We start from the raw sequence: 21744 nt of genomic DNA, 5'->3' as shown, positions 1-21744 counted from the left end.
ATATCTAAGTGGAATACCCTTCATGTGGGAGGGGCAAAACTTGTGAGGAGAGGGATGTGTGAGGATATCGAGTCTATACGACAGCAAACCGACGCTATACGACACTAAAAGCAATCTATACGACACTAAAAATCCGCCATACGACAGCGCCGCTCAATTCATCCCACGTCTCTCAACCCAAGATATGATAATGGATACAGATGTATAAATTAATGTATGGAAAAATTAGAACTATTGTTTAATTTAACCTATTCGAACTATACAATAATAAACCATTTGTTCGATATATTAATGTATAAATTATGTATATTATTAAAATTAGTTAATATTTATACAGTTTTTATTCGGATAGGGGAGAGTGGAAAATGAAGAAGTCAGTCAGTGTTTTATTGGCAGCGAGCCTTTTGGCGTCTGCGCCGTGGTCATCGGTTGTGGCGGAATCGCCGAAAGTTACATACGTAAATGCGCTTGAAGAGCAGGACGGCAGCAAATTCAACAGCGAGAATTACGATTTCATGAAGTTTTCGGCCATCGGACCGAAGCTTGAGGAAATTGCGAAATCGTCGAACCGTGTGAAAGTGGAAGTGACAGGCACTTCGTCTGACGGTCATCCGTTATACGTCGTGACGATTGCGGATCCGCAGTCACAAGGTAAGTTCGGCAAGATCCAGGCTTTGCGCAAGCAGATGTTCAAAAATCCGGCGAAAGCACAGGATTGGGTAGCGGAGAATCCGGATTTCAAAGTGCCAATCATGATCAACGGATCGATTCACGGTACGGAATTTGTCGGCAGTGACGCGACCATGCAGCTGATCGAGCGTTTTGCGACTCAAAATGATGACACGACAAAAGAGATCTTGGCGAATAATGTCCTCATTTTCAATGTCGTGGCAAACCCGGATGGCCGTGTCGACGCAACGCGTTTTAACGGTGAGGGCATCGATTTGAACCGCGATTTCGTCACGCAGTCGCAGCCGGAAACGCAACAGACGGTTGATTTGATTACCGAATGGAATCCGATGGTGTTCCTGGATACCCACGGCTACGTAAAAAATTATGCGCCGAACAAGCAGGGCTTGATCGAGCCATGTACGCCGCCGCATAATCCGAACTACGAATACGACCTGTACAATAAATGGGCTTACGGCCAAGCCGAAGCAATGGAAGCGGAAATCATGGACAATAAAGCCGAATACGAAGGCGCGCTTTATCAGGACATGACGGGTACTTACGTGCCGCAGCGCGATGACGCAGCTGGCTGGGATGATTATCCACCGATTTTCACTCCAATGTACGCGATGTATCACGGAGCTTATGGCCACACACTTGAAGCGCCGACCAACGATGAAGACGGCGTGAAATGGATGTACGATGCGGTCATGGGCGCATTGAAATACGCGACAGACAATAAACAGGAAATGATCTCTGACCAGATGGAAGTGTTCGAACGCGGCATCAATTTCGACCACCCGACGCACGCAGAAGGTTTCTTCCCGAAAGCTTATGTCCTGCCGGTTGATGAACAAGATCCGACTGTCACTGAAAAAGCGGTCAATCATTTGATCAAAAACGACATCGACGTCGTGCGCGCTTCCAAAGCGTTCACTGTTGAAGGCGTAACATACGAAAAAGGTTCTTATATCGTCCATATGGATCAGGCGAAAGCCGGTCTTGCCAACACATTCCTGTGGGACGGCGAGGATATCACGAACGACACGCCTTCCATGTACGATATTTCTGCATGGAGCCTGCCTGAACTTTGGGGCTTCGAGGCAAATCCTGTGACAACGGCTGTTGATGTGGCGGCAGCGAAAGTTAAAGAAGTGAAGAACCAGGGCGCCGTTTCCGGTAAAGGGCCGTTCATCATTCCGAATTCTTCCGTCCAAGCGGTCGAGCTCGTCAACAACTTGCTCGCTTCAGGCGTTGAAGTGAAGCGCAGTGCGGAAGGTGATTTCTACACAGAAGCTCCTGCCAATAAAATCGCGGCAGCCGTAAAAGAATCCGGCCTGCAAATCGAGTCGTCAAAAGTTCCGGCTGACGCTGAAGCGATTTCTTCCGTCAAAGTGGCCTTGCTTGAAGACGGCGGGATGAATAAACAACAGACGCACGCGGGTATGAACCTGGCACTCGAGCGTCTCGGATTTGAAGTCACGGAATTGTCGCCAGTTGAAGTGGCGGAAGCGGGTCTTAGCGGATTTGATGCCTTCATTTACAACGGCACTGAAAGCTTGATCGCAACTCGCCATAATGCAGCGAACCAGGAATTCGGATTCGAGAATCCTGCACAATTTGATGCTTTCAAAGCGAACGTCGAAAGCTTCATCGCGGACGGCGGCAAATACATCGCGGCAGGCGCTGGTGCATCCCGCGCGACTAAATCGCTCGGTTTGACCGACGCGACAGTCAACGTCGGCGGCTATAACAGCAACGGCATCGTGTCTGTCGATTACGATGGCAGCGGCCTGACAGCGGGCTACAGCCAGGACGATATCGGTTTCGTCTACCGTCCAGTTTGGTATGGCGGAGTCGAAGAAGACGAAGTACAAGCCTCTTACGATGAAGGCGACTTCTTCATCGCCGGCCACTGGAAAGGCAACGAAGCCGCGACCAGCCAGCCGGTATTAATCCAGGAAAACGACAAGGACGTAACGCTGATCGGTCTCGAGCCAACATTCCGCGACCACACCGATTACCTGTTCCGTTTGGTGTCTAACGCATTGTTCACGAAATAAAGATGAGAGAGGAGCCTGGGTGGCTCCTCTCTTTTTTGTGTGGTGGAGTGTTAGCATAATGGGCTTATCCGGCAGCAAATCGAGGCTATACGACACCAAAAGCAATCTATACGACACTAAAAATCCGCCATACGACATCTAACAGTCTCTCAAAGAACAAAACCCCTTATTGGCCAAAAACGGGCGGGGGCCGAAGCCCCGCCCCAGCAGTCCGCGCGGCGGACTGCGACCAATCGGATCTCCAGGCGAGTGAGGGGATGTGGATTGGGATACGTGAGGATATTGCGTCTATACGACACTAAATCCCCGTTATACGACACCAAAAGCAATCTATACGACACTAAAAATCCGCCATACGATATCTAACCCCATAAAAAAGAAGCCACGGATTCATCCGTAGCTTATGCTATATAAAGCGCATTTAAATTTTCAACTTCAACAAACGCTGCTCTTGCTCTTCTTTTGGCACAATCATAAATTTAGAAATGAGAAACGCCGCTAAAAATAGGAAGCAGGCAAACCCCGTGTTATTGCTGTTGACGAGCGCGTGCTGCACAGTATCCGGACGAATATGAGACAGCGTGCCCACCGCCACATTCAGAAAATATGAACTGAAGAATCCGGCGAAGGCGATGACCATCAAATAATGGCCGACAAGCTTTCTTTTAGCGAAACGCGTTTCCCATCTGGTTGTGCGCTTGATTTCCCATGTATCCCGAATCTGCCAAACCAGCGCATAACCGAATCCCAATATCGTCAGCGCCACAAAAATATAGCCTGTAAAGTTCTCCATATTCCAGCCTCCCCATTTCATTTATTCACAGTGAATCAGAACACTTCATGCGTATTCTTCGCTAATGCGCCGAGTTCATAAAGAATCGCCGCATCGCTGTTCTCGCACCACATCTCACTGACTTTTCCATCTGTAAATGTAAACAGGATCATACCCGTTTCCTTGACGCGCTGATCCTCAGCCGGAATATTGAACCAGCCGCCTTTGTACGTCATCCAGCCTGTATAGCGCACGACCAGCTTATTGTCCTGCTCGATTACATCGTCCAAAGTCCACTCGTCGTCATGGAAAACCTGCCGGTACCACTTCATAAAACCTTTCATCTGCTCACGGGAATTTTCGCCGTTCCTTGAATGGTAGATGAAATCTTCCGTCGTCAATTCGTCCAGCACGCTCAAATCGCCTTTTGTAAAATACTCCGCAAACCATCGCTCCGCAACCATTCTTTTCTCACTGCTCACCGTCGTTTACCTCCATACCGTCATTAATGATATAACATACGTAATTACTTCCAGATAAGTTTCATAAAGGGACAGCAAAACTCATACTTATTCATTCAATAAAAACGCAATCAGCTCATCAACATCCTCATATTTCATCCGATCTTCATATCCGATCTCTAACTTTTCTAGTGATGGAACTTTTCCATCAATATAAACAAACTCGATTTTGATTTCAGGTTCCAGATGCATCTCGATAAATGTGAAAATTGACGTCAAATCTTCTTTTAAATGAGGATTGCCCGCGTTGAGCTTATCTTCTTGATAAGTAACCGATAGCACTGCAGAAGTACATTCTGCAGCCTCGTTAACTTCAGTGCAGTATAACCAGGAGTCAAAAGGATCATCGTATGTGTGATCATAATGGTTTCCGAAATTGAAACGATCATTATTAAGATTTTTCACTTCTGTGGCATACTGGCTTTCAATTTCATGATTTATAATTTCTTTATGCGTTTCCTTCATCAATATTAAGAATTCTTCTTTATTGTAGAGTTTGGCTAATGGATCCCAGTATAAAGATATACCTTCATCAAGCTTGCTCCCAGCCACGGCATAACTGCCTATTTCAGCTTCACTCATTCTGATCAGTCTATATAACTCATAGTAACGATCCAAATTTTCTTCCGCAAAGTTTTCAAAACTAACGTCTGTTTTGCTTTCAAGAAATAAGTAAACGGAGTCATGATTGTAACTAATGCGAATATTGGTATTCGCAACTCCAGTGAAACCCAACTCTCCGATAGCAGGCAGAACAGGTTTTAGCTTTTGAAATTCTTTGTCTGCTTCTAAAGCAAAATGATAGTCATCTTCAATTACCGTAAAATTAGAAGGGTCAGTTACCACTCGGAAACTGATGTCTTTATTATTTGTCGGTGATACGATCACTTCATCCGGTGCGCCAACTACAGCCCAGTCATCTTCGACAACATCCACTTCAAAGCCATATTTTTCTTCCGCATAATCTTTCGCCAATTGCTCGGTCTCAGTCAACTCAGGTTCCGGTTCGATTTCTTCCGATGCTTCCTCAGCTTTGGTTTCATTTACTGTGGTTTCAGTCTCAGTTTTATTCGATAACGGAGTTTCCTTCGAATAGAAAAAACTAAAGGCAAGTGCGATTGTTGCGATAAAAAATCCGGCTATACATAAGAGGACTATCATTTTTTTGTTCACAGTTTTTATCCCTCGATTCTACAATTTAACATTGGCGGTACAGAGAGCGATTACTATTCATTCAATAAAAACGCAATCAGCTCATCCACATCCTCATATTTCATCCGCTCTTCATATCCAATTTCCAGGCTGTCACCCGACAGATCGTCTGCTTCCAGAGAAATGGTTTCCACCCGGATTTCTGGTTCCAGATGCGTTGCGATAAAGCCAAAGATTGTTTCCAGGTCTTCCGCAAAATAAAGGTTGCCCGAAGTGAAGCCATCTTCCTGGTACGTAATTGTTATATGAGCAGATGTGCATTCGGCAGTTTCGCTTACTTCTATACAGTGTAACCAAGGGTCTTCGTCATTTCCGTGCTCTTTGGCAAATTGATTGCCAAAATAGAAACGCTCGTTTTCAATAGCCGCTGCTTCATCTTGCAGCTGGCGCACCAATTCATGGGAAACTATTAGGGGATGGTATGTCTTTAAAATGGTCAAAAACTCTTCTTTATTTTTAGCTGCAGCGAGTGATTCCATGAAAAGATCCAGGGAATAGGAGGAGGATTCATCGGCGATAACAATATTATCAATGTCGGCCTGACTCTCCACGATCAACTGGTAGAGGGCGTAGTAACGGTCCAGTCCATCTGCCGCAAACATTTTAAAATTTATACCTTCATGATCCATCAAGATTAAAGAAATGGATTCGTAATTATAATTCAACCGAATATCGGGATGCTCTTCACCTGTGAAACCCATTTCCTCGATAACCGGAATAACGGTTTTTAATTTCTGAAATTCTTTATCTGCTTCCAGTGCGTATGAATAATCATCTTCGATTACTGAATGATCGGAAGAATCAACAATGACATTAAAGCGAATATTTTCATCTGTTTCAGGGGATACGATGAATTCAGGCGATGCGCCCATTCCATACGTCCGTGTCTCGATAATATCTATTTCAAAGCCATATTTTTCTTCTATATAATTTTTGACGACATAATCAGGTGGAGCATTGCCCATCAACGGAGAGAATTGAAAATAGAGATAGCCGATACTGACTGCAATCAAGGCAACGAACAGGCCAACCACACTTAGAATAATTTTCATCGTTTTGCTCACTATTATCCCCCTCCAGCTCTACTCTAATTAAACCACAATTCTGTATATTGTCATGGATTTTTTTGGTAATATTAACTGAAAGAAACGCGGCTTTTAAAAAGGCGTTTGAAAACGGAAATCAGGAGGGGGAGTAGCGATGCGGAAACGGTTTTTGATGGTCCTGGCTGGACTCGCTGCAGTATTTGCCGTCGGCTATCTTGCCATGTGGTTCATCGTGAGCTATGAACCGACACCCAATCAAGGCGAAGTCGAGGAAATGGTGCACGAACGGGATCTGGTGGAATTCGGGGAAGTCGAAGGGGCGTTTCTGCTGACTCCCCGAAACTATGGCTATTACGACAGTGAAAATATTTATGTGGTGGAGCAGTATTTGGATAAAGGCGGAGATTATGCCGACCAATATGCCGTCATTGAAAAAGGCGTGGCATTAACAGACGCTGATGAACTGGCTATCGCGGAGCTTGCCGCTAAAGAGACATTTCAGAATGATTATGTCGAAGATTTTCAAGTGCTTTCGAAACACCGTGTGACTGTCTATAAAAATGAAGAAAAGACCGAGGAGCATTGGTTTTACAAAGTTACCTATGAATATGATGGGAAATACTTTTTGACCTTTGTCCTTCCGGAACCCGCCATCGACAACAGGTTCAACTTTTTCGCGGAGGGTTACGAACAATTTCTGCATTTTTAATGGAATAAAAGAAAGCAGCTGTGACCATCCAGATCTTTTACTAGATGAATGGATTTATACGGGGATATTTCAGGCAAAAAAGTTTATACGTCACTATAACGCCGCTATACGACAACATAAGCAATCTATACGGCACTAAAAATCGGCTATACGACACCAAATCGAACCTATACGACATCGCCACCACCAAACCCCCACAAAAAAGCAGCTGCGGCGATCGCAGCTGCTTTCTTTTGGAGTTTACTCCAGTTTAAATTCACTCTCACCAACAAGCTCCCTCTCCCCAAGCCCGCTCTTCACCCGCTTCAGCTGGGCGACAATGATGATGCTGATGATGACCAATAGCGCCCAGGAACTGATCTTGCCGATGTGGACGATGGTCCAGGCGGCTTGCTGGTCGGGGTATTGCCAGGCGCCGAAAAAGGTGGTGATGTTTTCGGCGATCCAGATGAAGAAGCCGATCAGCACGAACGCTATCAGGAGCGGCATCTTGAAGACGCGGTCGAGCAGGCGGAACGACACGAACGTCTTGAAGAACACGACAACCAGCAGCGCTTTCAGCACCCAGCGCACATCATACGAGAAATGATGCGTGAAAAAGTTCAGGTAGATCAGCGCGCTGATGCCGCCGGCGTAAACGGCTTTCGGCCAGTGGATCATCTGCAGATCGAGTCGCCGCCACGACTGGATGATGTAACTCGCGACGCTTGCGTACATAAATCCGCTGTAGAGCGGCACGCCGAACACTTTGCTGTAGGCCTCCTCGGGATAGGCCCAGGAACCCATATGCACTTTGAAGATTTCGAGTGCCAGCCCGATCAAGTGAAAGACGCAGATCGTCTTCAGTTCGTCTTTCGTCTCGAGGCCGGACGCCAGCATGAAAACCTGTCCGAGAAGGCAGGCGATCAGCAGGAAATCATAGCGGGGCAAATAGGGAATCTCGACAAATTTCGAAACGGCCAGCGTAGCGAAGATGATGAGCGGGAAGATGCAGGCAAGCGCTTGCTGCCACGTAAAATGGATCAGGTATTTCACGGTTCGGCACCTCCGGTTTTATTTGCGTGCTAAAGCTCTTAACTTAACAGGACGAAAGTATGAATGGCAGGTTTCGGGGCAGAAAAATAAAGGATTATCAGAATTTACAGAGAACTTATATTTATATAGAATATGGGTAATGTCGCTTGAGCACAATTGAATGGAGGGAAACGGATGGACAAAAAACTTCTCGGGATTTTTGCATTTATACTTTTGATCATTCTCCTTGCAGGCTGTCAGGAAGAACCGGAAGAAGAAGCGACGCCGGACGAAGCGAAAGCGGAAGAGACGTCGCAGGCGGAAACGCGGGCGCAGCAATACATCGAGCTGTGGAATAACCAGGAATTTTCGAAGATGTACGGTTCCTTCCTGAACCAGGGTTCGAAAGACGTCTACGGTTCCCAAAGTTTTGTGGCATGGCAGGAAGAGATTTATGAACAGCTCGGCGTCAGTGATGTCAATGTGACCTATACACCACCGGAAGAAGCGGTGGATTATACGACGGATATGCCGGCGGATTTCGATATCCACGTCGAAATGGAGACGATGGCGGGGCCAATCGAATTCGACCAGACGCTGACGCTCTTGTACGAGACCCATCAGGAAATGGAGGATTGGTTCGTTGAATGGAACCCGACATATATTTTGCCGCGTCTTGAAATGGGCGATGAAGTCGAGGTGCGTTTGACCGAACCGAAGCGCGGTGAGCTCGTCGACCGCAACGACAAACCGATTGCCGTCAACAGCGATGCCATGATGGTCGGCGTCGTGCCGCAGAATTTCAATACGCCGGAGCAGAAGGAAAAACTTGCCCGGGCACTCGAGATCGATGTATCGGAAATCGAAGCCGCCATGAATAAAAGCTGGGTGCAGCCGCATTATTTCGTGCCGATCAAACAAGTGCCGTCGAGCGATCAGCTAACGCTTGACCGCGTCTTCGCGGTGCCGGGCACGAAACAGGAACCTTCGGCTTTCCGTGAATATCCGTATGGCGAAGCGCTGGCGCATCTGTCCGGTTATATCGGGCCGATTACCGGCGAGCAATTAGAACAATTGGAAGATCAGGGCTACGGCCCGAATGATATGATCGGCCGCCAAGGCTTGGAGCGGGCGCTGGAAGAACGGTTGCGCGGCAAACCCGGCATGCAGGTCATCGCCCATAAAACGGCATCAGGCGCAGATCCTGTAACACTGTACGAAAATGATGCAGGCGAAGGCGAAGTCATCAAACTGACGATCGACGCCGAACTGCAGAAATCGATATTCGAATCCATGGCGGGTGAACCTGGCGCCAGTGCTGCGGTCGACCCGGAAACCGGTGAAACGCTGGCGCTCGTCAGCTCACCATCCTATAACCCGAACGAATTCGTGAAAGGCATCACCGGCTCGCGCTACCAGGAGTTGAATGACGCCAAGAACAAACCGCTGTTCAACCGTTTTGCCGCTTCCTATTCACCAGGCTCGGCAATCAAACCGGTGACCGCGGCAATCGGGCTTGAAACGGGAGCCATCGATCCGGAAGAAGGCATCGACATCGAAGGCAAACGCTGGCAGCTGAACGGTTCATGGGGCGGCTTCCATATTACGCGCCTTCACGATGACGTCAAAAATCCGGTCGATTTACACAAAGCATTGGTCTATTCGGACAATATTTATTTCGCGCAAAAAGGGCTGGATATCGGCCGCGAAGACATGATCGACGACTTCAAGGACTTCGGCTTCACGGAAGATATTCCGTTCGTGCTGAACCTGCAGCCGTCACAGATCACCAATAACGGCTCGCTCGGTTCCGACGGCCAGACAGCGGACACGGCTTACGGCCAGGGGCAGATGCTCGTCAACATCCTGCATCTCGCGGCAATGTACGAGCCGCTCCTGAACGGCGGCACGATGTACGAAGCATCGATCTTCCTGGAGGAAGATGAGCCGACCGTTTGGAAAGAGGACCTGGTAAGCGACGACCATGCGGAGCTGTTGCAGACAGCGATGCGAAGCGCTATCACTGACGGCTACGCGAAGTCGGCCAATATCGGCGAAGTCGCCGTTGCCGGCAAAACAGGCACTGCTGAACTCAAGATGCGCACAGGTGACGCAGGCAAGGAAAACGGCTATTTCGTCGGCTACGATTCCGAGAACCCGAACGCCATCATCGCGATGATGATTGAGGGGATCGAAGACGAGTCGAACGGCAGTGATTATGTGGCCGGCAAAGTGGCGGGCGTGTTGAAGGCGCATAAGGAATAAAGACGAGAGGGAAGAAGCGGCTGCGGCTGCTTCTTTTTTTGAGGGTTTTTGGTGAGTTGGGCATAAAACGGGTGAAGTTGGGCATATTCGGGTCAAAGTTGGGCATAAAAGGAGTAAAGTTGGGCATATTCCGCATGAAGTTGGGCATAAATTTTTTGGTGGCAGCACCTGCCGTTTGTTTTCAAGATGAGATAAAACTTAATAATAGAATGACTGTATAAATCCTCCTCTTTTACCATTTTATTCAGAATATTTATGTTAAGCTTGAATTAGACGAAATAAGAGATAAAGGGGCAATTTATTTATGTATGAACAAGGAGGAGACCCGGATTTTTGGTGGAAATGGCTATTGCTGATGGCAGTTGTAATTCTTTCGCTTATGGCATTCAACTTCATCACAAGAAAAATATTCAAAGTGGAGCGGCAGAAACTCTTCTCCTATAACCATATAAATGAAAAACATAAGAAAGTTGATTGGACGATCAGGCTTTCGACGATTGCTCTTCTGATAATAGGATTCGCTATAAACAGCACACGGAATCCAACCGAGTGGTTCTGGTTTTTCCAAACCTGGTTTATTCTGCTTCTTTTTATCTTCAGTTCGCAAACAGCGAAAGCAATAATGGAGCATAAGTATGCGGAAAACAGAAACAGATATAAAGTGACAATCAGTGAAAGTGTTTTTATTATGTTCATTTTCTTAACGTTATACCTGACTGATTTCTGGGGATTATTATAATCTGTGAATGATGTTAAGGGTTATTCACCAGTCAAAACCCAAATGGATGCTTTTCGCAGGCGAAAAGCGAAAGTGCGAAAGACCGAAAACTGCCCTGGCCCAAGTGGCCCAGGGCAGTTTATTGCGAGTTGGGAGTAAAAGCGGTGAAGTTGGGAGTAAACACAGCAAAGTTGGGAGTAAATCGCATGAAGTTGGGAGTATTCGGACCAAAGTTGGGAGTAAAGCAAAATAGAGGAATATCTAGCTCACACAAGGAATAGATTATTAACAACACATCAACTTCAATTGGAGGTCTCTCATGAAAATGCTGTTTCATTACAATTGGAAAGTCAGGGAAGAATGGTACGCATGGTGCGAAGGAGTCAGTGAAGAGGAATTGCTGAAGAAACGGACAGGGGGCGTCGGCAGCATCCTGGAAACGCTGTTCCACAACATTGACGTGGAATGGAGCTGGATCCGCGTGTTAAAAGGGGAAGATGATTTCAAGGAAGACTTCGAAAGCTACCGAAGCTTGGAAAAAGTGCGCGAACTGGATGCCCGGTTCAAGCCGGAAGTCGAGGAGTTTGTCGCCAATTGGGACAGCAGCATGGAAGACCGCGTGCTCGTTTCCACCGGCAAAGACGGCACCAAATACACCGATCCGTGGGGCGAAGTGATGCGCCATATCATCGCGCACGAAATCCATCACATCGGCCAATTATCGGTCTGGTCACGGGAACTGGACCGCGAACCGGTGTCAGCGGATTTGTTGGGCAGGGGATTAAGCGATAATCAATAAAGCAGGGGGGCAAAGAGTGATATCTTTGTCCTCTTTTCATATGCAAAAACTTGACGCCCATCAAGGGAATCACCGATAAACAGGCATAAGATGAAATTAAAGAACGGAACGTTTCCACGAATACATAAAAATAAGAAAGGAAGGATTCACATGTTCAGTTTATCTTTCATTCCAACATTAACCCAGGACGTTTCGTTCTTGTCACTTATGCAGGGAAATTTATGGCTGTTCATCCCGGCGATTGTCGTGCTGTGGCTGTCGTTGCTCATGCGTGTGAGAAAAGTGCTGGCGGCACAAGTGCTGCTGCTGATCGGAATATTCATTGCGTGGAATATCGCTTCCGAAGCTTTATTCATCGGTATGATGGTGCTGCAGACAGCACTCTCCATTTGGATGCTGATCCGGGTGGTCATCGAAATTGAATGGTCCTACTCGCGCCGGCTGGAGAAAACGCATTTCATCCCGCGCAATATCACAAAAGGAGGGAACGCCGGCATCCGTGATTATCGGTTCTAACGTTAAAACGTCTGAGCAGTTGTTAGCTGGAAAATTATTAAGGTGTAGAGAATTTGCCAATTTCTAAATTTATTTTCAGATTTTCTTAAACTATAAAAAGGATCCTGAGATATGGAGTAAAATAGCGAAGACTCCCAAGGGAGTAGAAATGGAGTTGGTTTTCCAACTCCATTTCGGCGAAGTGTTGAGATCCACTCGGGCGAAGGGGACCTAGCCCGAGTTAGCTCAGCGCAAGCCCCCAGGAAAGCGAAGCTGTTTTACGCAATATCGTTTTTTACGTTACTTTATTCAAAAACTAAAACGCCCGGACACAAAAGTGTCCAGGCGTTTTAAATCACTCCTCCAACAGCTCCATCACCGCAAAATAATTCTCTTCATCATCCGCAAAATTGAAGCTGCGGCCGATGCCCATATTCACCAGCTCGCCGGTCACCACGCCACGTTCCTTGAAATCCGCGTACAGCTTGTCGACATTGTCCGTATAGAACATCAGCGAAGGCGTGCCCAGATTCAGCTCCGGTGACATCTTCGAAATGACTTCCTTGTCATGCAGAACAATCGTCGTCGCTGAATCCTCCGCCGGCGCAATCTCGATCCACCGGATGCCCATCTCCTCCGAACCCTCATCCGCAATCACCGTGAATCCAGCCTTCTCCGTCCAGAATTTCACCGCCTTGTCCTGATCCGCCACATACACCATCACTTGCCCAAGCTTTTTGATCAACCCAACCACTCCTTCGACAAATATCTTCTACGAAATAAAATTCGGGATGCCAATGCCAAAAACCTTCTATGAAAATAAAAAACGTCCGGACAATAACTCATGCCAGGACATCAACAAATTTTGCTCATTAATTCTCTCTCACCAGAGCCTGCTCTGCCTTATACTTATCTTCTTTCTTCACAAAAAAGTCGTATTCCGTAGTATCCACAATCGCGTTCCGCACAAACTGGTCGGCCATATGCGTGGATGAATCGTATGTTTTAGCAGTTATTTTCAATTTCGCATCAAAGTCGATCCCTGCGCCGTTCAAACGGCTCGACGCCCGGTAATAGCTGTCTTGCCCAAAAGCCGTATAAACCAAATGCTTCTTCTTGAAAAATAAAAACCTGATCAAATCCATCCGATCCATCCCCTCCCGGAATATCTACCGTCTGCGCAGCTCCTCAGCAATCTGCTTCAGATATGCATTGCGTTCCTTCGTCAAATTCAGCCACATGACAATTACAAATATCGCAATTACGATTGGCAATAAAGAAAGTAAAAGTCCTATAACCGGAAATATCGTAAACATCGCGTCACCCATCATCAATCATCCCTCCTTGTACTTACTATACGGCTATACTTGGAAAATGTTTCAATAAAAAGAAACTCCATCAGTTTAATAAAATGATGTGAGGTTACATAAAGTTGAACAAGATTTTATGGTTAATTTCATGTGCAAATCCAGGAATACAATATTGTTTATTTATTACGATAATCGGAGTAGTGTTTATAAGAACAATAGAAAAGCAGTAGTTTAATAAAATATTAAAAAGAAGATTCTCTCTGTTTTGGCTTTCAAAATAAAACGAGGAGATGAATTCTTTGAAAAAAATTTCGTATAGTCTGGTTATTTTATTGATGTTGAGCCTGGTATTTTTACTTTATTTGAATTTAAAATTTGGAAATGGCGAGCGCTCTACTCTCAATTCCAATGAAATTTTGAATGTGGCACACCGGGGTGCTTCCGGTCATGCTCCTGAGCATACATTAGCCGCATATGAATTGGGAGAGCAGATGAAGGGCGATTTTATAGAAGTCGATTTGCAAATGACTGAAGATGGAGTTCTGATTGCCATGCATGATGATACGGTCGATAGAACAACTGATGGTTCCGGATTTGTTAAAGACATGACATTGGCAGAAATTAAGCAGCTTGATGCTGGATCCTGGTTCAATGAAGCTTATCCGGATAAAGCGAAACCGGAATACGCAGGGCTTACAGTACCGACCTTGGAAGAAATTATTGGGGAGTTTGGCAGAGGGTCGAGATACTATATCGAAACCAAGGCTTCGAATGTATATCCGGGAATGGAAGAAGAGTTAATGCGGGTTCTTGATAAACATAAACTGATTGGAGAAAATGCTCGATCCAGTAAAGTTCTGATTCAATCTTTCAGCGCTGACAGTCTATTGAAAATGCATGAATTGGATCCGGAAGTTCCTTTGATCCAATTGATTTCCTATTCAGGACCGGCAACGATTACTGATCAGGAGATATCAGCGATTAAAGAATATGCACTTGGCATTGGGACCAGTTATACGAGTATTGATAAAGAGTACGTCGAAAAAATTCGGGAAAATGAATTGTTGATTCATCCTTTCCTCGTGAATTCAAAAGCTGACATGGAACGGTTGTTGGATTGGGGGGTCACTGGCATGTTTACAAACTTCCCGGACCGTTTGGATGAAGTGCTGAAAAACAGAGGGGATTAAAGAGATTTAATAGTAAAAAACCCGAGTGGCATTGCCGCTCGGGTTTTCAGCATGTTGAGAGAGAAAGCTAGGAAACCGACATTCCACAAAACAGCTCCGCTTTCCTGGTGGCTTGCGCTGAGCTAACTCGGTCTCGTTTCACTTCGCCCGAGTGGATCTTGCACTTCGTCGGCATTCGCCTGCTCACCTGGGAGTCTTCGCTGTTTTGTTCCATGTCTTAGAACCGCTTTCTATAAAGAAATAATCTAGCTATTTTTGTTTTCCAAGAGAAATAACCATGTGTTTTTTTAGATATAAAATGTAGCAGTAAGAAGCACCCTGCGGAACACGTCCGTCTGTCTCTTCATCGCTGCGCTAGCTTACGGACTGCTCCTCCGGCGTCCCCAGCCTGTCCGTCAACGTTCTGTAAATATCATCAAAATGCTTTTCTTCATAAAACATCTCCGTATAAGATGCGGAGCGGATAATCGCTTCCTTATCGACCTTCACGACTTCGATCTGCACTGAATTGCTCTTGCCGGTCTCATTAATCTCACGCCGTTTCTCCTTCGCAAACGCATCAACGTCACGCGGTTCGTACTGCCGGAAGGTCTCCACCACTTCATTGAAAACTGAAATCGTATCTTCTTCACTCTTGAACAGCCAATAATAATCCTTCTTCGCACTCGAAAGGTGCAGATTCAATTGATAATGCATATATACTCCTCCTTCGGGAATAAAAAACGTATTTTCAGTATGTTGTTCTATACCCGATTCTAAAGCGGGAAACCTTTTATATGAAGAGAGTGGGTTGAGCACATTCGTAAGATAGAGAGGCGAAAACATAAGATAGAAAGCTGAAACCGTAAGATAAGAAATCAAAAACGTAAGATAAAATACGAAAACCGTAAGAAAGAAAAGAAAATCAGAAGACTTCGTTCGAGAAGTGAAAACACCTATTGGCCGAAACACGGGCGGGGCCACCAGCCCCGCCCACAGCAGTCCGCCACGGCGGACTGCGACCAATCAGCTCTTTGCCCTGGAGCGAGGGGATGAAAATTGGGAGTCGTTAAGTAAAATGCGCTATCCGTGAGGAAAAACAATTTATACGACACTAAAACAGATCTATACGACACAATAATCAAGCTATACGACAACAACCATATTCTATACGTCATCACAAATCACAAATCCATCTTGAACCCTCCCTTGATTTGGGTTAAATTGGTAGAAAGGTGCTCACTCACCGACACAAGACCATACATAATTCATTGCACCAATAACAATATTGGGAAGGAACGAAAAAACACATGAAAAAGATGACGAGAGCCTTTTATTTCAGCGCAGCAATCGCCCTGTTGGCAGGCTGCGGCAACGATCCGGAGCCGGAAGTGACAGATTCCACTCCGAACGCTGCAACTGAAACGCCAGCAGAGGAAGCAGATGAAAACGCGGCAGCTGACCAAGATGAAAAAGAAGAAACAGACGACTCCGAGCCCGAAGAATCCGAGACGGCAGACGAAGAAAACACGGATGCTGAAACAGCGGAATCAGCACTGGACGCCTACTCCAGCGAACAGATCGAATACGCCAGAGTGTGGCTGCAGCTTGGGCCGAACCAGGAACTCGACGGCTTGTACGTGAAGCAAATCCCGGCGGGCACGCCGCTCAACCCCGATGATGAGACGAGCGGCGTTTATCCGGAAGACGTCATCCAGCTGGCCGGTTCGCGTCTGGTCGATGGATCCGTGACATACAGCGGCAACGGGGACGGCACGATTAATGTCTATAATGTGCCGCTGCGCTGGGACGGACAGTATCCGGCGGGGGAGGATTTCTATGAAGAAATCATCAACGACACCGAACTCGTGGCGATTGATACGGGAAATGATGAAGACGTCATACGGTTGATTGAACTGCAGGAATCCCAGCAGTAAACAAAAGCAACTCCAATCAGTAACAAAATATTTAACGCGAAATATTCTGCCAAATTAACACTGGACTCTCACCGGGAAATGAGGGATAGTTTATAGTTAAATGATGCATCCAGTAGAAATGATCATTTTTAAACCTTACTGAATTGGAGATGTGAAAATGACGAATCTTGTGAAGGAAGTTTCCGAAAAGATTACAGAAGCACATGAAGCGGGGGAGGCCACAGAATTTATCCGCCATCAGTATACGGTGGATGAACAGACGGCTTATGCTGTACAGGATGCAGTGGTCGATGCATTAAGCGCGGCCGGGCAAGGCGAGCTTGCCGGGTATAAGATCAGCATGACCAGTGCGGCGACGCAGGCGATCGCGAATACGCATGAGCCGGCATATGGAACGTTGCTGAAGTCGCACGTGCTAAAAAGTGGGGAGACGGTTTCACTTCCAAGCCTGTTTTCGCCGCTGATTGAAACCGAGATCATGTTCATCTTAACGAAAGATCTTTCTGCAGGAGCAGACGAGGAAGAGGTTTTACGGAAAAGCAAGATTGCCGCCGGTATTGAAGTTCCGGATTCCCGGTATAAAGACTGGTTTCCCAATTTCTCTTTGGCTGACTTGATTTGTGATAACACAGCGGTCGGATTGGTCGTAATTTCAGAACCTGTGTACCCGCCATCCTTCGAGGAATTGGCGAATATCCAGATGGAACTGTTTCACAACGGCGTGAAAATCAGTGAAGGAACGGCTTCTGCCGTGCTGGACAATCCCGCTTCAGCTGTTGCCTGGCTGTCCCGGAAGCTGGCGGCCAACGGGAAAGCCTTAACAAAAGGCATGGTGATTTCATCGGGCACATTCATCTCGCCGCTCGCCGCCGAAGAAGGCACATATACGGTGAAATACTCCACTTTGGGCCAAGCGGAAATCACTTTTTCAGCATAATAAAATCGCTTGTACATACTACAGAACTTTGCAGGGCTCTGCATTTATGTGCGCAAAAAAACACCTCCGAATCGGTACAAGTTTCGACTGTACCGGTTTGGAGGTGTTTTATTTATTTGAGATTAAGGATTCGTCGACCAAAGGCCAGCTGATTTCAACAGCACGCGCGGGTGCAGCTTCAACTGGGCAACCATCATCTGCGCCATATCTTCCGGCTGCATGACTTTGTCCGGATTGCCGTCCGTCAAATTAGACTCGATCGCGAGGTCAGTCGCAACAGTGCTTGGCGTCAAGGCAGTCACACGGATATTGTGCTTTCTGACTTCCAGCATCAACGATTCCGTGAGTCCCATCAAACCGAATTTCGATGCGCTGTATGCGCTTGTTACCGGCGCGCCTTTTTGTCCTGCAGTCGAAGCGATATTGATAATCTCGCCAGACTCACGCTCGATCATTTGCGGCAGAACGGCACGCGTCACATAATAAACGCCCATCAGATTCGTATCGATGATCGCTTTCCATTCTTCCGGCGACAGTTCCATGAACTTGCCGAATTTGCCGATGCCGGCGTTGTTGATGAGAATATCGATCGATCCAAGTTCTTCTGTTATATGTTCAACTGCTGCGTTGACCGCTTCCATATCCGCGACGTCCGCCACAGCGAATACCGTTTTCACGCCGTATTGTTCAAGCTCCGCAGCCACTTTCTCCAAATTTGCCGCCGTGCGTCCGACAAGTCCGACGTTGATGCCTTCTGCTGCGAAAGCGATTGCCGTAGCCCGGCCGATCCCTTTACCGGCTCCTGTAATTAATGCGTTTTTCCCTTTTATATCTTGCATAGTGAACAGCTCCTCTAATTTCAATCAGTTTCGTCCTCTAGTGTAGCAAAGAAGGCAGGTGGAAATCCAAGTTGAGAACTTGAGAGGAATAAAAAAGACAGCAGGGTGGGGGTCTGCTGTTAGTGGAAGGTGATTTAATTGTTCATATATGGTGGAAGAAATTATTCAATCAAATTATCTCCCTCATCATAAAAGGTTAAATCAACCGGAAAAGCTCTTTCCACCTCACTTGGTATCTTCGCGGATTGCAAAAATCTTTGATCATCCGATATATCGAATGTAATATCATACTCCCCGCTGAGAGCCGTTGCTAAAACATGGTCAACCGTCAAATCAGGATTTTCGCCGTATAATATCAAGTATTCCCCTTTATTGGTTTCAATGACTTGATAAGAAGAGTTAAGGAAACCGGAGCCATATCCTGCATGGTCGATCTTAAACTTTCCATTCAATCCTTTCAACAAGCGTGCATAACCGAAATCACCATCATCCAATTGAAAAAAGATGATATGGGAAGTGGTATCCGCTATTTGTTTCACCTCTAATACTTCAGGATTAAGCTCTTCGCTGGGTGGCCGGTTCAGCCAGGTATCCAGATTGGCTTGAATGGCTGCTTCATTATCTTCAATATAATATTCATTCGTATAATAAATAGAAAACCCTATCACCGCTACAGCAATTATAGCAGCGAAGAGCAGTATTATTTTTTTCAGATGAATGCCTCCTTTAGTAATGAACTTAACTTATGAGCGATTCTATCCTGCTCATCTGAAACACTCCTATATATGAATTGTAAGCATAATAACCAAATAAAGGAAGTGAATTATTATCAGTATTCTTAATACACAGTTTGTTTACACATGAAAAATTCGGGAACACTACCAGACAAGTTGATTTTTAATTTAAGGGAGGAAACATAAATGGCTAAAGTATTAGCAGTCCTATCAAGCGGACACAAAGACGAAGAGAACAATTACGAAACCGGCTGGTGGGGTGAAGAATTGTTTGCACCGATGGAGATTTTAGAAGATGCGGGGCACGAATTGGAACTGGCTTCACCGCTCGGCGGCAAACCGACAATCGACCAGGCGAGCCTGACGGAAGAAACGGATCCACAAGGGAAGTACAAGAAAATGTATGAAGCGGGCTTGGCTGACAATACCAAAAAGCTGTCGGACATCAATCCTGAAGACTATGATGCAGTGTTCATCGTAGGTGGCCACGGTGCCATGTTTGACCTGGCGAAAAACGAGACCTTGCACAAGATTATCAATGGCATCTACGACAACGGCAACATCGTGTCGGCCGTCTGTCACGGACCAGCTCCGTTAATCTGGACAAAACGTCCGGACGGCAAAAGCATCATCGAGGGACTTGACGTAACGGGCTATCCTGAAAACGTTGAACCCGAAGGTCTTCCGGCTTTATTGCCATTCAGCCTTGAAGAAGAAATGGATAAAGTGGGGAACTACTCAGCAGACCAAAAAGTGGTCTGGGGCAATGAGCAATTGTTGACGGGACGCGACCCGTTTTCCGCTGAAGAGCTGGGCAACGAATTGGTGAAAGCACTGGATAAACGCAGCAAAAAGGAAGACTGAGCGATGGACCCAATCGTCGTTACAGCCATCCTGAAGCCCAAGGAACACATGGAAACGCAGCTATTGGCGGAACTGAACAAAGTTCAGGAAGCGTCGCGCGCTGAAGCCGGCTGCCTGCATTATGTGCTCCACCAATCGATTGAAGACGACACTTTTGTCCTCCACGAAACGTGGCAGGACATCGACGCCCTGCAGAGCCACATCGGCTCCGCCCATTACCAGGAATACCGCACGAATACGGCGGATCTGGTGGAAAAGCGGGAAGTCTTTAAGCTGAAGGCACTTTAAATCAATAAAACCAAATGCAGAACTCCGCGAACGATTGCGGAGTTCTGCATTTTTTGTTGTCAGACGGAAGGGAGGGGCGAGCGGATATGAGAGTGCAAAAGTGGAGTGGATTCTCTTATATGACATTAAAAATGGTCTATACGATAATAACCGGAGTCTATACGACAACATCATCCGGCTATATGACAACAAATCCCCGCTATACGAAAACAACCCCTTTTATTAGCCGAAAAACGGGCGGGGCTGCAGCCCCGCCCAAAGCAGTCCGCCCCGGCGGACTGCGACCATTCAGCTTTTCATCAGAGCGTGGAGCTAAAAATGGATTCGTTAGATACCAAGGCGAAACCGTAAGATAAGACCACTAAACCGTAAGATAGAAGATGAAAAACGTAAGATAAAAACCGAAAACCGTAAGATAAAATAAAAACAACACCGCCAGAAGACGGTGCTGAATCAATTTTTTAATTTGCTTCCATATAAAATACCCAATATCAAAAAGTAGACCTGAATATTATTACACCCATTATCATAAACAATTGTATAAAAATCCCGACAATACTGAAATTGAGGCCCGCAATTGCTATACCTCTGCCGCCTTCTCCTGTCCACGCCATCTCATTAATGGCTTTTTTGTATAACACGATACCGAAGATGCCGATAGCTATCCCGAAAAAAGGTAAAACGTATGAAAAAATATCAAAAAATAAACCGAAAAATGGCAGCGGGATTGAAAGCAGCCCTACTATTAAAGTGGCTACAGCTTTGCCATTAGTCACCGAACTATTATCTGGAGGTGTATTATCGACCATTTTTATTCTCCTTAATATTTTAATGGAACAGCTTTAAAAGCGGAATTACATAATCGCCATGTCAAAGAATGCTATAGACGAAAACAGAAACCACATCAATACCATAAACAGCTGTGTAAGAATCCCGACGATACTGCAGATCAAGCCGGAAATTGCCAGTCCTTTGCCACCTTCACCAGTCAACGCTATCTCGTTTCTCGCTTTTCGGTAGACCACCAAGCCGATGATCCCGAGAAACAGCCCCAGCAATGGGATCAGGATTGAAAGGATCCCCAATGTTAACGTAATGATCGAATTGCTGTTGGTCTCCAGCTTCCTGCTATTGTAATTTTCTTCAACCAATTTAATCTCTCCCCCTCGTTCAACATTCTATTTCTTTTCAAAACTTCTTCTATTCATTGTACCAATAATATCCATCTAATATAGGGGAATTTTGAATTTTCATTCAAATAAAAACGCCCTCTTCAACGGAAGGAGCTTCAATTTGAATTCTATAAAAACTGCTGTGAACAGCTGCATCGGTGATTTCATTTCAACTCGAAAGCTTGTACAATGTGAGGAATAGCAAATTATA

At 46.0% G+C, this 21744-nt stretch carries 25 protein-coding genes; 12 read left to right on the top strand and 13 right to left on the bottom strand.

Annotated elements, in window-relative coordinates; translation table 11 throughout:
• Window positions 1-58: 58 nt before the first annotated feature.
• Together AC2Q9J_RS14250 and AC2Q9J_RS14245 are read left to right on the top strand one after the other, a co-directional pair.
• Entirely contained in the window at window positions 59-208 is a 150-nt protein-coding gene (locus tag AC2Q9J_RS14250) for a hypothetical protein (protein WP_499040939.1), read from the top strand.
• 157 nt (window positions 209-365) lie between these two features.
• Window positions 366-2732, top strand: coding sequence for a M14 family zinc carboxypeptidase (locus tag AC2Q9J_RS14245; RefSeq protein WP_499040938.1), 2367 nt, complete (start codon window positions 366-368; stop codon window positions 2730-2732).
• A 421-nt stretch (window positions 2733-3153) separates the two neighbouring features.
• Here the strand turns inward: AC2Q9J_RS14245 and AC2Q9J_RS14240 are convergent, their stop codons facing one another.
• The 4 genes from AC2Q9J_RS14240 to AC2Q9J_RS14225 all read right to left on the bottom strand — a co-directional run bounded on the left by AC2Q9J_RS14240 (window position 3154) and on the right by AC2Q9J_RS14225 (window position 6301).
• Window positions 3154-3525: a hypothetical protein gene (locus tag AC2Q9J_RS14240; protein WP_499040937.1), complete on the bottom strand. Its 372-nt coding sequence runs from the start codon at window positions 3523-3525 to the stop codon at window positions 3154-3156.
• Between the two features lie 35 nt (window positions 3526-3560).
• Complete coding sequence (locus AC2Q9J_RS14235) at window positions 3561-3986, bottom strand: ester cyclase (RefSeq protein ID WP_499040935.1); 426 nt, start codon at window positions 3984-3986, stop codon at window positions 3561-3563.
• An 87-nt stretch (window positions 3987-4073) separates the two neighbouring features.
• Window positions 4074-5198, bottom strand: a complete 1125-nt coding sequence (locus AC2Q9J_RS14230) for a hypothetical protein (RefSeq protein WP_499040934.1) — start codon at window positions 5196-5198, stop codon at window positions 4074-4076.
• Between the two features lie 53 nt (window positions 5199-5251).
• On the bottom strand, window positions 5252-6301 hold the full coding sequence (locus AC2Q9J_RS14225) for a hypothetical protein (protein WP_499040932.1): 1050 nt from the start codon (window positions 6299-6301) through the stop codon (window positions 5252-5254).
• 136 nt (window positions 6302-6437) lie between these two features.
• On the opposite strand from AC2Q9J_RS14225, the gene AC2Q9J_RS14220 reads away from it, so the two are divergent.
• Window positions 6438-6992 carry a hypothetical protein gene (locus tag AC2Q9J_RS14220; RefSeq protein ID WP_499040930.1) on the top strand — a complete coding sequence of 185 codons (555 nt, stop codon included), beginning with the start codon at window positions 6438-6440 and terminating at the stop codon, window positions 6990-6992.
• A gap of 240 nt (window positions 6993-7232) precedes the next feature.
• On the opposite strand, the gene AC2Q9J_RS14215 is transcribed toward AC2Q9J_RS14220, so the two are convergent.
• The gene (locus AC2Q9J_RS14215; RefSeq protein WP_499040929.1) at window positions 7233-8027 is read right to left on the bottom strand and encodes a DUF817 domain-containing protein; all 795 of its coding nucleotides are present in this window, start codon (window positions 8025-8027) and stop codon (window positions 7233-7235) included.
• 174 nt (window positions 8028-8201) lie between these two features.
• Here AC2Q9J_RS14215 and AC2Q9J_RS14210 point away from each other — a divergent pair, with 174 nt between their 5' ends.
• The 4 genes from AC2Q9J_RS14210 to AC2Q9J_RS14195 all read left to right on the top strand — a co-directional run bounded on the left by AC2Q9J_RS14210 (window position 8202) and on the right by AC2Q9J_RS14195 (window position 12304).
• A complete protein-coding gene (locus AC2Q9J_RS14210; RefSeq protein ID WP_499040927.1) occupies window positions 8202-10271 on the top strand; it encodes a penicillin-binding transpeptidase domain-containing protein in 2070 nt (689 codons plus the stop codon).
• 304 nt (window positions 10272-10575) lie between these two features.
• Window positions 10576-11010: a DUF4181 domain-containing protein gene (locus AC2Q9J_RS14205; protein ID WP_499040926.1), complete on the top strand. Its 435-nt coding sequence runs from the start codon at window positions 10576-10578 to the stop codon at window positions 11008-11010.
• A gap of 298 nt (window positions 11011-11308) precedes the next feature.
• Complete coding sequence (locus tag AC2Q9J_RS14200) at window positions 11309-11788, top strand: DinB family protein (protein ID WP_101801888.1); 480 nt, start codon at window positions 11309-11311, stop codon at window positions 11786-11788.
• A gap of 150 nt (window positions 11789-11938) precedes the next feature.
• Window positions 11939-12304 (top strand): hypothetical protein, encoded by a 366-nt coding sequence (locus AC2Q9J_RS14195; protein WP_472484073.1) that lies wholly within the window; start codon window positions 11939-11941, stop codon window positions 12302-12304.
• 334 nt (window positions 12305-12638) lie between these two features.
• On the opposite strand, the gene AC2Q9J_RS14190 is transcribed toward AC2Q9J_RS14195, so the two are convergent.
• The 3 genes from AC2Q9J_RS14190 to AC2Q9J_RS14180 all read right to left on the bottom strand — a co-directional run bounded on the left by AC2Q9J_RS14190 (window position 12639) and on the right by AC2Q9J_RS14180 (window position 13614).
• Window positions 12639-13028 carry a VOC family protein gene (locus AC2Q9J_RS14190; RefSeq protein ID WP_101801886.1) on the bottom strand — a complete coding sequence of 130 codons (390 nt, stop codon included), beginning with the start codon at window positions 13026-13028 and terminating at the stop codon, window positions 12639-12641.
• Window positions 13029-13155: 127 nt separating this feature from the next.
• Window positions 13156-13428 (bottom strand): hypothetical protein, encoded by a 273-nt coding sequence (locus AC2Q9J_RS14185; RefSeq protein ID WP_281863964.1) that lies wholly within the window; start codon window positions 13426-13428, stop codon window positions 13156-13158.
• A gap of 24 nt (window positions 13429-13452) precedes the next feature.
• Window positions 13453-13614, bottom strand: coding sequence for a hypothetical protein (locus AC2Q9J_RS14180; RefSeq protein WP_158241158.1), 162 nt, complete (start codon window positions 13612-13614; stop codon window positions 13453-13455).
• 314 nt (window positions 13615-13928) lie between these two features.
• Here AC2Q9J_RS14180 and AC2Q9J_RS14175 point away from each other — a divergent pair, with 314 nt between their 5' ends.
• Complete coding sequence (locus AC2Q9J_RS14175) at window positions 13929-14783, top strand: glycerophosphodiester phosphodiesterase (RefSeq protein ID WP_499041073.1); 855 nt, start codon at window positions 13929-13931, stop codon at window positions 14781-14783.
• Window positions 14784-15137: 354 nt separating this feature from the next.
• On the opposite strand, the gene AC2Q9J_RS14170 is transcribed toward AC2Q9J_RS14175, so the two are convergent.
• On the bottom strand, window positions 15138-15479 hold the full coding sequence (locus AC2Q9J_RS14170; protein WP_499040923.1) for a hypothetical protein: 342 nt from the start codon (window positions 15477-15479) through the stop codon (window positions 15138-15140).
• Window positions 15480-16072: 593 nt separating this feature from the next.
• Here AC2Q9J_RS14170 and AC2Q9J_RS14165 point away from each other — a divergent pair.
• A complete protein-coding gene (locus AC2Q9J_RS14165; protein ID WP_499040921.1) occupies window positions 16073-16699 on the top strand; it encodes a YdeJ family lipoprotein in 627 nt (208 codons plus the stop codon).
• Window positions 16700-16856: 157 nt separating this feature from the next.
• A complete protein-coding gene (locus AC2Q9J_RS14160) occupies window positions 16857-17636 on the top strand; it encodes a 2-keto-4-pentenoate hydratase (protein WP_101801881.1) in 780 nt (259 codons plus the stop codon).
• A 122-nt stretch (window positions 17637-17758) separates the two neighbouring features.
• Here AC2Q9J_RS14160 and AC2Q9J_RS14155 read toward each other — a convergent pair whose 3' ends face one another.
• Together AC2Q9J_RS14155 and AC2Q9J_RS14150 are read right to left on the bottom strand one after the other, a co-directional pair.
• Window positions 17759-18475, bottom strand: coding sequence for a 3-ketoacyl-ACP reductase (locus AC2Q9J_RS14155; RefSeq protein ID WP_101801880.1), 717 nt, complete (start codon window positions 18473-18475; stop codon window positions 17759-17761).
• A 161-nt stretch (window positions 18476-18636) separates the two neighbouring features.
• The gene (locus AC2Q9J_RS14150; RefSeq protein WP_499040918.1) at window positions 18637-19143 is read right to left on the bottom strand and encodes a hypothetical protein; all 507 of its coding nucleotides are present in this window, start codon (window positions 19141-19143) and stop codon (window positions 18637-18639) included.
• A 252-nt stretch (window positions 19144-19395) separates the two neighbouring features.
• Between AC2Q9J_RS14150 and AC2Q9J_RS14145 the strand changes: the two genes are divergently transcribed.
• Together AC2Q9J_RS14145 and AC2Q9J_RS14140 are read left to right on the top strand one after the other, a co-directional pair.
• A complete protein-coding gene (locus AC2Q9J_RS14145; protein ID WP_499040916.1) occupies window positions 19396-20073 on the top strand; it encodes a type 1 glutamine amidotransferase domain-containing protein in 678 nt (225 codons plus the stop codon).
• 3 nt (window positions 20074-20076) lie between these two features.
• Entirely contained in the window at window positions 20077-20361 is a 285-nt protein-coding gene (locus AC2Q9J_RS14140) for a putative quinol monooxygenase (protein ID WP_341202286.1), read from the top strand.
• Between the two features lie 491 nt (window positions 20362-20852).
• Here the strand turns inward: AC2Q9J_RS14140 and AC2Q9J_RS14135 are convergent, their stop codons facing one another.
• Both AC2Q9J_RS14135 and AC2Q9J_RS14130 read right to left on the bottom strand, forming a co-directional pair.
• On the bottom strand, window positions 20853-21170 hold the full coding sequence (locus tag AC2Q9J_RS14135) for a DUF4190 domain-containing protein (RefSeq protein WP_499040914.1): 318 nt from the start codon (window positions 21168-21170) through the stop codon (window positions 20853-20855).
• Between the two features lie 45 nt (window positions 21171-21215).
• Window positions 21216-21512, bottom strand: a complete 297-nt coding sequence (locus AC2Q9J_RS14130; protein ID WP_499040912.1) for a DUF4190 domain-containing protein — start codon at window positions 21510-21512, stop codon at window positions 21216-21218.
• Between the last annotated feature and the right edge of the window lie 232 nt (window positions 21513-21744).

This window comes from Planococcus sp. RAB007_Raresut (genome assembly GCF_057369535.1).
This window is presented reverse-complemented; position numbering and strand designations above follow the sequence as displayed.

Coding starts and splice junctions, on each gene's coding strand:
- AC2Q9J_RS14220 (WP_499040930.1), top strand. CDS start 6,438: ATGCGGAAACGGTTTTTGATGGTCCTGGCTGGACTCGCTGCAGTATTT.
- AC2Q9J_RS14245 (WP_499040938.1), top strand. CDS start 366: ATGAAGAAGTCAGTCAGTGTTTTATTGGCAGCGAGCCTTTTGGCGTCT.
- AC2Q9J_RS14135 (WP_499040914.1), bottom strand. CDS start 21,170: ATGGTCGATAATACACCTCCAGATAATAGTTCGGTGACTAATGGCAAA.
- AC2Q9J_RS14145 (WP_499040916.1), top strand. CDS start 19,396: ATGGCTAAAGTATTAGCAGTCCTATCAAGCGGACACAAAGACGAAGAG.
- AC2Q9J_RS14165 (WP_499040921.1), top strand. CDS start 16,073: ATGAAAAAGATGACGAGAGCCTTTTATTTCAGCGCAGCAATCGCCCTG.
- AC2Q9J_RS14185 (WP_281863964.1), bottom strand. CDS start 13,428: ATGGATTTGATCAGGTTTTTATTTTTCAAGAAGAAGCATTTGGTTTAT.
- AC2Q9J_RS14210 (WP_499040927.1), top strand. CDS start 8,202: ATGGACAAAAAACTTCTCGGGATTTTTGCATTTATACTTTTGATCATT.
- AC2Q9J_RS14170 (WP_499040923.1), bottom strand. CDS start 15,479: ATGCATTATCAATTGAATCTGCACCTTTCGAGTGCGAAGAAGGATTAT.
- AC2Q9J_RS14200 (WP_101801888.1), top strand. CDS start 11,309: ATGAAAATGCTGTTTCATTACAATTGGAAAGTCAGGGAAGAATGGTAC.
- AC2Q9J_RS14155 (WP_101801880.1), bottom strand. CDS start 18,475: ATGCAAGATATAAAAGGGAAAAACGCATTAATTACAGGAGCCGGTAAA.
- AC2Q9J_RS14240 (WP_499040937.1), bottom strand. CDS start 3,525: ATGGAGAACTTTACAGGCTATATTTTTGTGGCGCTGACGATATTGGGA.
- AC2Q9J_RS14180 (WP_158241158.1), bottom strand. CDS start 13,614: ATGATGGGTGACGCGATGTTTACGATATTTCCGGTTATAGGACTTTTA.
- AC2Q9J_RS14175 (WP_499041073.1), top strand. CDS start 13,929: ATGTTGAGCCTGGTATTTTTACTTTATTTGAATTTAAAATTTGGAAAT.
- AC2Q9J_RS14205 (WP_499040926.1), top strand. CDS start 10,576: ATGTATGAACAAGGAGGAGACCCGGATTTTTGGTGGAAATGGCTATTG.
- AC2Q9J_RS14160 (WP_101801881.1), top strand. CDS start 16,857: ATGACGAATCTTGTGAAGGAAGTTTCCGAAAAGATTACAGAAGCACAT.
- AC2Q9J_RS14140 (WP_341202286.1), top strand. CDS start 20,077: ATGGACCCAATCGTCGTTACAGCCATCCTGAAGCCCAAGGAACACATG.
- AC2Q9J_RS14195 (WP_472484073.1), top strand. CDS start 11,939: ATGTTCAGTTTATCTTTCATTCCAACATTAACCCAGGACGTTTCGTTC.